This is a genomic window from Nocardiopsis sp. RV163, assembly GCF_001029525.1.
Lineage (GTDB): Bacteria > Actinomycetota > Actinomycetes > Streptosporangiales > Streptosporangiaceae > Nocardiopsis > Nocardiopsis dassonvillei.
Genome location: NZ_LEKI01000184.1, coordinates 1 through 10,100 on the forward strand (window position 1 = coordinate 1; position 10,100 = coordinate 10,100).

Consider the following 10,100-nt stretch of genomic DNA (forward strand, 5'->3'; position numbering starts at 1 on the left):
CCCGCGCCCCGCCGAACCCGTGCGCGCCGAGGAGTCCGTGCGCCCCCAGGCACCCCCGAACACCGAGGCGCCCTCCGGCCCGGCCGCTGCCACCGGACCGGCGGTACCCGCACGCCCGGCCGCGCACCCCGCCCGGACCGTCCGCCCGACCGGTACCACCGCCGACCAGGAGGAGGCGGGGACCGGGGAGGCCGGAGCACCGACCACAGACCACGGACGCGCGGACCAGCCCTCCGCGACCACCGAGCCGGAGCAGAGCATGCACGCACACGACCCAGCCGCGCCCCTGCCCAGGCCCAGCGGGCCTCCCGTCCAGCTCGTTCCCGAGCCCGTTGACGCGCCCGCCGCCCCGGTCCCGGAGCGACCCGACGACGGCTCCGTCCACGCCTACGGCGAGGCCGAACGCGCCGCCGTCTACCGGGCCATCCGCGAACGCCGCGACGTCCGGACGGGCTTTCGGCCCGACCCCGTGCCCCACGACGTACTCACCCGCGTCCTGGAGGCCGCCCACCAGGCGCCCAGCGTCGGCGACTCCCAGCCCTGGGACTTCCTGGTCATCCAGGACCCCGGCCTGCGCGCCCGCGTGGGCGACCTCGCCGCGGCCGAGCGCGAGGACCACGCCCACGCGCCGCCGGGTGTCCGCGCCCGCGCCTTCGCCGGGCTCAAGGCCGAGGCGGTCCTCGACGCGCCCCTGAACATCGCCGTCACCGTCGACCCCACACGGGGGGGCCGCCACGCCCGGGGCCGCCACGCCCGCCCCCTGAGCGCCGACCACGCCGCGGCGCTCGCCGTGGAGAACCTCTGGATCGCCGCGCGCGCCGAGGGCCTGGGCGTCGGCTGGCTCACCTTCGTCGACGAGCGCGACGTCGCCCGCGCCCTCGAACTCCCCGCCCACCTTGACCTGGCCGCCTACCTGTGCGTCGGCTATGTGGAGGAGTTCCCCGCCGAGTCCGAGCTCACCCTCTCGGGCTGGGCCGGGGAGCGCCCTCTGTCCTGGGCGGTGCACCACGACCGCTACGGCCGCCGCGGTCTGCCCGGCCAGAGCCCCACGAGCCTGTTGGAGGAGACCATCACCGCCGTCGGAGCCCTGGACACACGCGCGATGGAGGAGGCCGGGGACCGTCAGGACCGGATGACCAAGCCGCTCGGCTCCCTCGGCTTCCTGGAGGAGGTCTCGGTCCAGTTGGCCGGGATCTTCGGACAGTGCCCGCCGCCGATCCCCGACCCGGCCGCCGTCGCCGTGTTCGCGGGCGACCACGGCGTGCACGCCCAGGGGGTGACCCACTGGCCCCGGGAGGTCACCGCCCAGATGGTGCACAACTTCCTGGAGGGCGGCGCCGTCGTCAACGCCTTCGCCGCCCAGGTCGGCGCCGAGGTCACCGTCGTGGACGTCGGCGTGGCCGCGGACCTGCCCGGCGCCCCCGGCCTGCTGGCCCGCAAGGTCGCGCACGGCACCGCCGATCTCACCCAGGGGCCCGCGCTCACGCGGGAGCAGGCCATCCAAGCCCTGGAATGCGGCATCGAGGTCGCCCGCGACCTGGTCGCCGCGGGCAACCGCTGCCTGGTCACCGGCGACATGGGCATCGCCAACACCACTCCGGCCGCCGCCCTGGTGTGCGCCTTCACCGGAGCCGACCCCGCGCACGCCACCGGGCGGGGCACCGGTGTGGACGACGCCGTCTACGCCCACAAGGTCGACGTGGTGCGCCGCGCCCTGGCCGCGAACCCCGTCGACCCGGCCGACCCGGTCGGCACCCTGGCCGCCTTGGGCGGTCTGGAGCATGCCGCCCTGGCGGGCTTCGTGCTCGGCGGCGCCGCCCTGCGCGTTCCGGTGCTGCTGGACGGAGTCATCGCCGGATCGGCCGCGCTGGCCGCCGCCGCGATCTCCCCGGACGCGCTCAGCGCCTGCTTCGCCGGGCACCGCTCCAGCGAGCCCGGGCACAGCCTGGCCCTGGAGCACCTGGGTCTGCGCCCCCTGGTCGATTTGGAGATGCGCCTGGGCGAGGGCTCCGGAGCGCTGCTGGCGCTGCCGCTGCTCCAGAGCGCGGCGCGCGTCCTGCGCGACGTCGCCACCTTCGACGACGCGGGCGTCTCCACGGCCCCCTGACCTGGAGCGGCCCACCGTCCCCCGCTCGCACCGACCCCCGGTGCGGGCGGGCTCACACCCCCGGTGGGGCACCCGTTTACACCCGCGTAATACCTCTTTGACAAGGTACTTTTGGAGCAATCGCCGAACTATCGCCGGCGGCTGGCGGTCCTCCTGCGCCAGCACCCCGCCGTCGTCGCCGGGGACCGGCACGGACGACCGAAGGGGCGCGACACATGACCTATCTCCTTGGTTTGCGCATGCTGGGACGCGACGTCCTCGTCGTCGGAGGGGGCAGGGTCGCCCAGCGGCGCGTCCCCGTGCTCATCGAGTCGGGGGCCCGCGTCACCCTGGTCTCCCCCGAGGCCTCGGCGGCACTGGAGGACCTCGCCTCGGCCGGACGCCTCACCTGGCACCGGCGCCCCTACGCCCCCGGCGACGTCGCGGGTCCGGGCGCCCCGGCCCACTGGCTCGTGCACGCCGCCACCGACGACCCCGCCGTCAACGCCGCCGTCGCCGAGGAGGCCGAGAACGCCCACGTGTGGTGCGTGCGCGCCGACGACCGCCACGCCTCCTCCGCATGGACCCCCGCAAGCGGAAGCGCGGCCGGGGTCACCGTGGGCGTCGTCGCCTCCGGAGACCCCCGCCGCTCGGCCGGACTGCGCGACGCCGTCGTCGACGGCCTCGCCGACGGGACCCTCGACGCCCGCCGCGGACGCGAGCGCCTGCGCGGCGTCGCCCTCGTCGGAGGCGGCCCCGGCGACCCCGGCCTGATCACGGTGCGCGGGCAGCAGCTCCTCTCCCAGGCCGACGTGGTGGTGGTCGACCGGCTCGCCCCCACCTCCCTCCTGGACCGCCTGCCCGCCGACGTCGAGATCGTCGACGCCGCCAAGATCCCCTACGGCCGCTCCATGACCCAGGAGGAGATCAACGCGACCCTGGTCGACCGCGCCGGGCGCGGGAAGTTCGTGGTCCGGCTCAAGGGCGGCGACTCCTTCCTCTTCGGCCGCGGCGGCGAGGAGGCCGCCGCCTGCGCCGCAGCGGGGATCCCCGTCATCGCCGTGCCCGGTGTGACCAGCGCGCTCGCCGCCCCGGCCAGCGCGGGCATCCCCGCCACCCACCGCGGCGTGGCCCAGGACCTGCACATCGTCTCCGCGCACGTGCCCCCCGGCGACGTGCGCTCCACGGTCGACTGGGCGGGACTGGCCCGCGCGGACGGTACCGTCGTCGTCCTCATGGGGGTGGAGCGGATCGGGGCGATCGCCGAGGCCCTCGTCTCCCACGGCAGATCCGCCGACACCCCCGCGGCGGTGGTACAGGAGGCCACGCTGCCGGGGCAGCGGACCGTCACGGGTACGCTGGCCACCATCACCGCCGCGGCCCGATCGGCCGGAGTGCGGCCCCCCGCGGTACTGATCATCGGAGAAGTGGTCAAAACAGCGCGGGATCTTGACATACTGCACACGGGAAACCAGTTCGAGACCCGTCGACTGGCGACCGGGCGCGATCTCCAGTGAGACCTCCGCCCGCGGCGTACGTCGCTCCGCGGCGGGGACCGTCAGCACCGATGAGGAGGGCACACCGATCATGACCCGGCCCTCGGCCGCACCGGGGACCAACGGTCCCGGCGCTCCGGACCGGTTCGGAACCGGACCGGCCGCCACCTCCGAACAGCCCGCCCAGGGCTCCGCACCCGCGCGCGAGGCCGACAGCGCGGCCGTCGGCGCCCGACGGGGGCCCACCGTGCCGCTCGCCGCCGGACCGGCCAAGCACCGCGCCCCCCAACCCGAAGAGAACCACTTCGAACAGGTCCTGGAAGCGCTGCGCAAGCACATCCGGGACCTGGAGTTCGCCGAGGGCCTGCCCAGTGACGAGGAGGGACGCGCACTCCAGGCGGACGTGCTCGCCCAGCTCTCCGACTACGTCCTGCCCCGGGTCCGCCGTCCCGACACCCCGCTGCTGATCGCGGTCGCCGGATCCACCGGAGCGGGCAAGTCCACCCTGGTCAACAGCCTGGTCGGCGAACAGGTCACCACCACGGGCGTGCGCCGCCCCACCACCAACAGCCCCGTCCTGGCCTGCAACCCCGCCGACGTCGACTGGTTCAGCGAGGCATCCTTCATCCCCTCCCTGCCGCGCGTGCGCCAGCAGGGCCTGGCCATGCCGGGCAAGGACGGCATGCTCGTGCTCGCCGCCACCGAGGCCATGCCCCCGGGCGTGGCCCTGCTCGACACCCCCGACGTCGACTCCGCCGTCGCCGCGCACCACGAGTTCGCGGCCAAGTTCCTCGACGCCGCCGACCTGTGGGTGTTCGTCACCACCAGCAGCCGCTACGCCGACGCGCGCGTGTGGGAGTTCCTCCAGGTCGCCCGCGACCGGGACACCTCCCTGGCCGTCGTGCTCTCCCGGGTGCCGCGCAGGGGCAGGCGCCAGCTCCTGGACCACTTCGGCGCGATGCTGGAGGCCAACGGGCTGGGCGCGGCCGCCCGGTTCGCCATCCCCGAGACCGACCAGATCCGGGGCGAGCGCTTCACCTCCAACGTCGCCGACCACATCCGCGACTACCTGGCTGAGGTCGCGGGAGAGGCCGAGCAGCGCGACCGCGTCTCACGGCGCACCTTCATCGGCGTCATCGACAGCTTCCGGACGCGGGTGCCCGAACTGGCCCGCCAGGTGGAGACGCAGATCGAGACCGGGCGCACCCTCACCGCCGCCGTCGACGACTCCTACGCCGCCGCCCGCGACCGTGTCGACACCAGCCTGGCCGACGGCTCCCTGCTGCGCGGATCGCTGCTCGCCCGCTGGCAGGAGGTCGCGGCGGGGGGAGAGCTCACCAGGAGCCTGCGCCCGCGCGGCAGGCGCACGCGCAGGGGCGGCCGCGCCGAACAGGCCGAGCGCGGCCAGCGGGTCGGCGCCCTGGAGCGCGCCGTCCGCGACGGCCTGGAGGCCCTGGTGGTCTCCACCTGCGAACGCGCCTCCGACGAGGTCGAGCGCAGGTGGCGCGAGGTCCCCGGCGGCGGCGACCTCGCCTCCAAGGCCCTCAACCAGCCCGGCACGGGCCTGCTCTCACAGCAGATCCGCCAGGAGATCGCCGAGTGGCAGCGCGGCCTCGTCGAGATGACCACCGCCAGCGGCGCCACCAAGCGCTCCGTGGCGCGGTTCGTCACCTTCGACCACGACGTCGTCGCCCTGGTCCTGATCATCGACCTGCTCGGTTACGAGCGGTCCCGCTCCGGAGGCGGCGCCCACGCGGCCGAGTCCTCCGGCCCTTCCCCGCAGCGCCTGCTCAAGGGGCTGTTCGGCGCCCAGTCACTGCGTAGCATTGGCGCAGCGGCACGGGACGACCTGCGCCAGCGCGTCCAGGGGCTGCTCGACCGCGAGCGCGTGCCCTTCGACACCGCCCTGGTGTCTGCCGCCATCCCGTCCGAGGACACCGCCGTCCAGCTCTACCAGGCCACGTACAACCTTGAGATTGCACGATGACGACTCAATGGAACCCCGCGCAGGCGTACGGGGAGCCCGGTGCGCACGGTCGCGCCGAGGGCGAGGACCGCGAGAACGGACGGAGTGCGCCCGGCGCCGGTGACGACGGGCGCCCCCGCGGCGACGCGGCGTCCGGGCCCTGGCGCGGGTACACCGTGCCGGTCCCCGAGCACCCCGACCACGCCGTGTCCGACGCGGGCTCCGAGGACCCCGCCTACGACGGCATCGCGGCGTACCCCGACCCCTCGGGCGCCGGAGCCCCGCACCGGGGCGTCCAGAGCGACCGGGGAGCTTCCCACGGCGCCGACGCCGAGCCGGACCCAGCGCCGTCCTCGGCCGCGCAGCGGCGCTCCGGACGTCACACGCGGTCCCTCGCGGACCGGGAGCGCGAGGGGGACCGCCGCCCCAACGAGGAGCACCACGAGGACCCCGACGGGCTCGCCGGATGGGTCGGCAGCCTCGCCGAGGCGGCCGACGACACCCGTATCGCCGGGCGCGCCACCGGCGCTTTCCCGGTCGTGGGCCAGCCGGACGGGGACCGGGCGCCGCACCGGGCCCGTGAGGCCTCCCCGGACCAGGGCGGGCACGGGGTGTCCGAGGAGCCCGCGTCGGCCGGATCCGAAGCCTCGGAGGGGCCCGAACCGCTGCCCCGCCGCGTCCCCGGCCCCTCCGCGGTCTCCGGGGCCTTCCGCGCCGTGGGCGCCGACACCGACGCCGACGCGGAGGAGGGCGAGGACGAGGAGTACCGCCCCACCACCCACGACACCTGGCACTCCGCCCGCTCCACCACCCGGGACGAGCTGATCGAGCGCCTGGACGCGCTGTCCACCCTCACCGAACTGGGCCGCGACGACCTGCCGCAGGAACTCGTCGCCCGGTCCACCCAACTGCTCGACCACGCCGGGGCACGCCTGCGGCTGTCGGGCGACCACACCGTGGTCGCCCTGGCGGGCGGCACCGGCAGCGGCAAGTCCTCGCTGTTCAACGCCCTGTGCGGACTCCAGCTGTCGCAGACCGGCGTCACCCGGCCCACCACCTCCAAGGCGCACGCCTGCGTGTGGGGCCACGAGGGGGCCGACGCCCTCCTGGGCTGGCTGGGCGTCCCGACCCGCTACCGCCACTCGCGCACCAGCGTCCTGGACACGGGCAGCTCCGAGCTGACCGGCTTGGTCCTGCTCGACCTGCCCGACCACGACTCGGTCCGCAGCATGCACACCGCCGAGGCCGACCGCCTCATCGGCTCGGTCGACCTGCTGGTGTGGGTGCTCGATCCGCAGAAGTACGCCGACGCCGCGGTGCACCACCGCTACCTGGCCCAGATGGCCGGGCACGGCGCGGTCACCGTCGCCGTCCTCAACCAGGTCGACAAGGTCGAGCCCGACGAGCTGGAGGAACTGCTCACCGACCTGCGCCGCCTGCTGGAGACGGAGTCCGGGGTGCACCCGAGGGTGATCACCACGTCCACGCTCACCGGCCAGGGCATCGGCGACCTGCGCGAGTTCCTCGCCGAGACGGTGCGCGAGCGGCGCGCGCTGGTGGACAGGCTGGCCGCGGACCTGGACCAGGTGGTCGAGCCCTTCGGTGAGTTCCACGGCGGGGGAGCGGTGCCCGAGGCGGTCCCGGCCCAGGTGCGCGCCCGCGTCCAGGAGGGACTGGCCAACGCGGCCGGTGTGGCGGCGGTCGCCGACGTCACCGAGACCAACGACATCCGGCGCGGCAGACGCCAGGTCGGCTGGCCGGTGGCCCGCCGTTCGCTGCGGCTGGGCAAGGACCCGCTCGCCGCGGTCCAGCTTGACTTCCTGCGCCGCGACAGCGGGAACGGTGTGGGCGGCCCGGTGGACGCGCACGAGGCCGAACTGGAGACCGCGCTGGGGGAGGCCGCCGACAGCGTCTCGGAGGGTATGCCTCCGCTGTGGCGCCGCCGCATGCGCGCCGCGGCCCGCGGCGCCGTTCCCGAGCTGCCCGCCGAACTTGGGCAGGCCGTGGCCGGGGCGGTCGGCGATCCCGACCGGAGCCCGTCGTGGTGGAAGGTCGCCCGCGCGGCCCAGTACGCGCTGCTCGCGGTCGCGGGCCTTGGCCTGGCCTGGGCCGTCGTGACCCTGTCGAGCTGGCTGGGCGGCGGCATCACCGGCCTGGCGGTGTTCGACGACCCGGTGTTCGCCGCCTACTCCGGCGTCCTGGTGGTCGCGGCCCTGCTGGTCGGGTGGCTGACCGGGGTGGGTTGCGGCAACCTCGTCGAGGTGGCCGCGGTCCAGCGCCGCGAGGACGTGGAGCGCACGGCCTCAGCCCGGGTCCGGGAGATCACCGGATTGCGCGTGGTGGAGCCGCTGGAGGCGGAACTGGCCAGGTACCGGGCGTTCCGGGCGGCCTACGAGGTGGCCGGTACGGCGGACTGACCCCGGGATCCGGGCGGGCGTCCACGCCCGCCCGGACCCCGACCGCGTTTCCGAGGCCGGGGACGGGCGGCACCGCGCCGCCCGTCCCCGGTGATCTTCACTCAGCTGTAACGGGTTCTAGACCCAGACAGTGCCGTTGTACATGTGTGCTCCTTGTAGTGAGTGCCGTGGGAGCCCGGGTGTTCGGGGTGTCAGGCGGTCGACACGCCGCGCCACACAGTGGCTACCGTGGAGGGTCCCTACGGCAGGATGCCCTAGATCACCGCTGAGCCCAACCCCGTGAAAACCGGGTGCCCCGGCCGCGAGCCGTTACCCACGGCGATCGCACAATCAGCAATTAAGTTATTACCCAACGTAATGTAAAGTGGAGCGTGTCGCGGGACTGGCGAGCCGCACCGTCGTCGGGCCCCGACGCCCCGTTGTCGTAACCGACTGGCACCGTAAGGGAACGCGCGGCGAAACAACCCCGTCGAAGGGAGAACCGTGGGAGGCGGTGGACCCATCAGAGGCGGGTGTAGGAGTCGGACGGTGGAGAGCGATGTGAGGAGGGAGGCGCAACGGTGAGCATCTCTGAGAAGCCGATCGCGCCGGCCGGGCGTCCCGAGGACGAACGTCCGCGCTGGCCGATCCTCCAGCAGCCCCGCGGGCTGGTCGTCTACATGGCGCTGCTCGTGTCCGCGACGCTGTTCCTGTTCGGAGGAGCGGTGGCGCTGACCGCCCCCGCGGTGATGGACGCGGTCACCCTGGTCGCGCTGCTGGCGGGCGCCGTGCTCTGCGTGGAGGCGGGCCGCCGCCTCGGCACTCCGGCCGGGATCAACCGGGACTTCCTGGGGGCCTGGTGGTTCCCGGCGGTCCTCCTGCTGCCGCCGCTGTACGCGCTGATCCTGCCGGTGCCCGTCTTCCTGATGCTCCAGTACCGCACGCGCCGCGCGCTGCTCCACCGGCGGGTGTTCAACGCCGCCTCCATCGCCCTGTCCGGCTTCCTGGCCTCGGTGACCTGGCACTCGATCTGGGGAGGCGGCCTCGTAGACGGGCTCGGCGGCACCCCCGGCGCGCACGAGTACCTGACCACCGGCCCCGGCGTGCTCGTCGCCGTGCTGTGCTGCACGGGTTTCACCGTCCTCAACAACCTGCTCGTCGCGGTGGCCGCGCGGATCAGCAGCGGCCCCGGGCACACGCTGCGGCCCATGTGGGACCGCGAGGCCCTCATCGTGGACGCCGTCGAGTTATGTGTCGGCGTCACCGTCGCCATCCTCGCCCACCTGTCGCTGTTCCTGCTGTTCATCGCGGTCCCCCCGGTGCTGCTGCTCCAGCGCAGCCTGATGTACCAGCAGCTCCAGATGGCCGCGCGCACCGATCCCAAGACAGGCCTGCTCAACGCCCCCACCTGGGAGCAGGAGGCGTCGGTGGAGATCGCCAGGGCCCGCTCCTCGCGGGGCAGGGCTGCGGTGCTGATCATCGACATCGACCACTTCAAGAGGGTCAACGACAACCACGGGCACCTGTTCGGCGACCAGGTGCTGCTGGGCGTAGCCACCACCATCGCCCAGCAGCTGCGCCAGTCCGACCTGCTCGGCCGGTTCGGCGGGGAGGAGTTCGTGGTGCTGCTGCCGGGCTCAGACACCGCCGAGGCCTGGCGGGCCGCCGAACGCCTGCGCTCGCAGGTGGGACGCATGGAGATCGCGGTGGACGACGTGCCGGTGTCCATCACCATCTCGATCGGCGCGGCCGTCATCGGCGACCACGGCAACGACCTGGTGGAGCTGCTCACCGCGGCCGACCTCGCGCTCTACCGGGCCAAGGAGACCGGCCGCAACCGGGTGTGCCTGCCCGCCGGGCGCCCCCGCAGCGGCGGCAAGATCCCGGGGCCCCGGGGAGGGGAGATCTCCGGTCACAAGGAGCACACGGACCCCACCGAGCACACCGAACTTCCCTGACCTGCGGCTTCGTGGTCTGACGGACTTGTCCACAGCGCCAAGAAGGGCGTTGCGCCCGAACCGTCGGATCACGCACCGTGAAGATATGCACTCTGACCAGCCGCACCACTCCCTCGGCCCCTCTGACCCCCGTCGCCCCGTCGACTCCGCACCCGACCGTCCGACCGCGCCCGGGCCCTCCCGGGGCGGCGGCACTCC

General features: G+C 74.3%; 5 protein-coding genes. All 5 read left to right on the forward strand.

Going from position 1 to position 10,100, the window contains the following annotated elements:
• Nucleotides 1-2,107 (forward strand): nicotinate-nucleotide--dimethylbenzimidazole phosphoribosyltransferase (gene cobT, locus ABD54_RS23140; protein WP_047871644.1); only part of this gene is annotated, 2,107 nt, incomplete at its 5' end.
• A gap of 215 nt (nt 2,108-2,322) precedes the next feature.
• Nucleotides 2,323-3,603: a uroporphyrinogen-III C-methyltransferase gene (gene cobA / locus ABD54_RS23145; RefSeq protein ID WP_047871645.1), complete on the forward strand. Its 1,281-nt coding sequence runs from the start codon at nt 2,323-2,325 to the stop codon at nt 3,601-3,603.
• Between the two features lie 70 nt (nt 3,604-3,673).
• Nucleotides 3,674-5,569, forward strand: a complete 1,896-nt coding sequence (locus tag ABD54_RS23150; protein WP_047871646.1) for a dynamin family protein — start codon at nt 3,674-3,676, stop codon at nt 5,567-5,569.
• A complete protein-coding gene (locus tag ABD54_RS23155) occupies nt 5,566-7,965 on the forward strand; it encodes a GTPase (protein WP_047871647.1) in 2,400 nt (799 codons plus the stop codon). The genes ABD54_RS23150 and ABD54_RS23155 overlap by 4 nt, the downstream gene beginning before the upstream one ends.
• Before the next feature lie 560 nt (nt 7,966-8,525).
• A complete protein-coding gene (locus ABD54_RS23160; RefSeq protein ID WP_047871648.1) occupies nt 8,526-9,902 on the forward strand; it encodes a GGDEF domain-containing protein in 1,377 nt (458 codons plus the stop codon).
• The last annotated feature ends 198 nt before the right edge of the window (nt 9,903-10,100 follow it).

Coding starts and splice junctions, on each gene's coding strand:
- cobA (WP_047871645.1), top strand. CDS start 2,323: ATGACCTATCTCCTTGGTTTGCGCATGCTGGGACGCGACGTCCTCGTC.
- ABD54_RS23155 (WP_047871647.1), top strand. CDS start 5,566: ATGACGACTCAATGGAACCCCGCGCAGGCGTACGGGGAGCCCGGTGCG.
- ABD54_RS23150 (WP_047871646.1), top strand. CDS start 3,674: ATGACCCGGCCCTCGGCCGCACCGGGGACCAACGGTCCCGGCGCTCCG.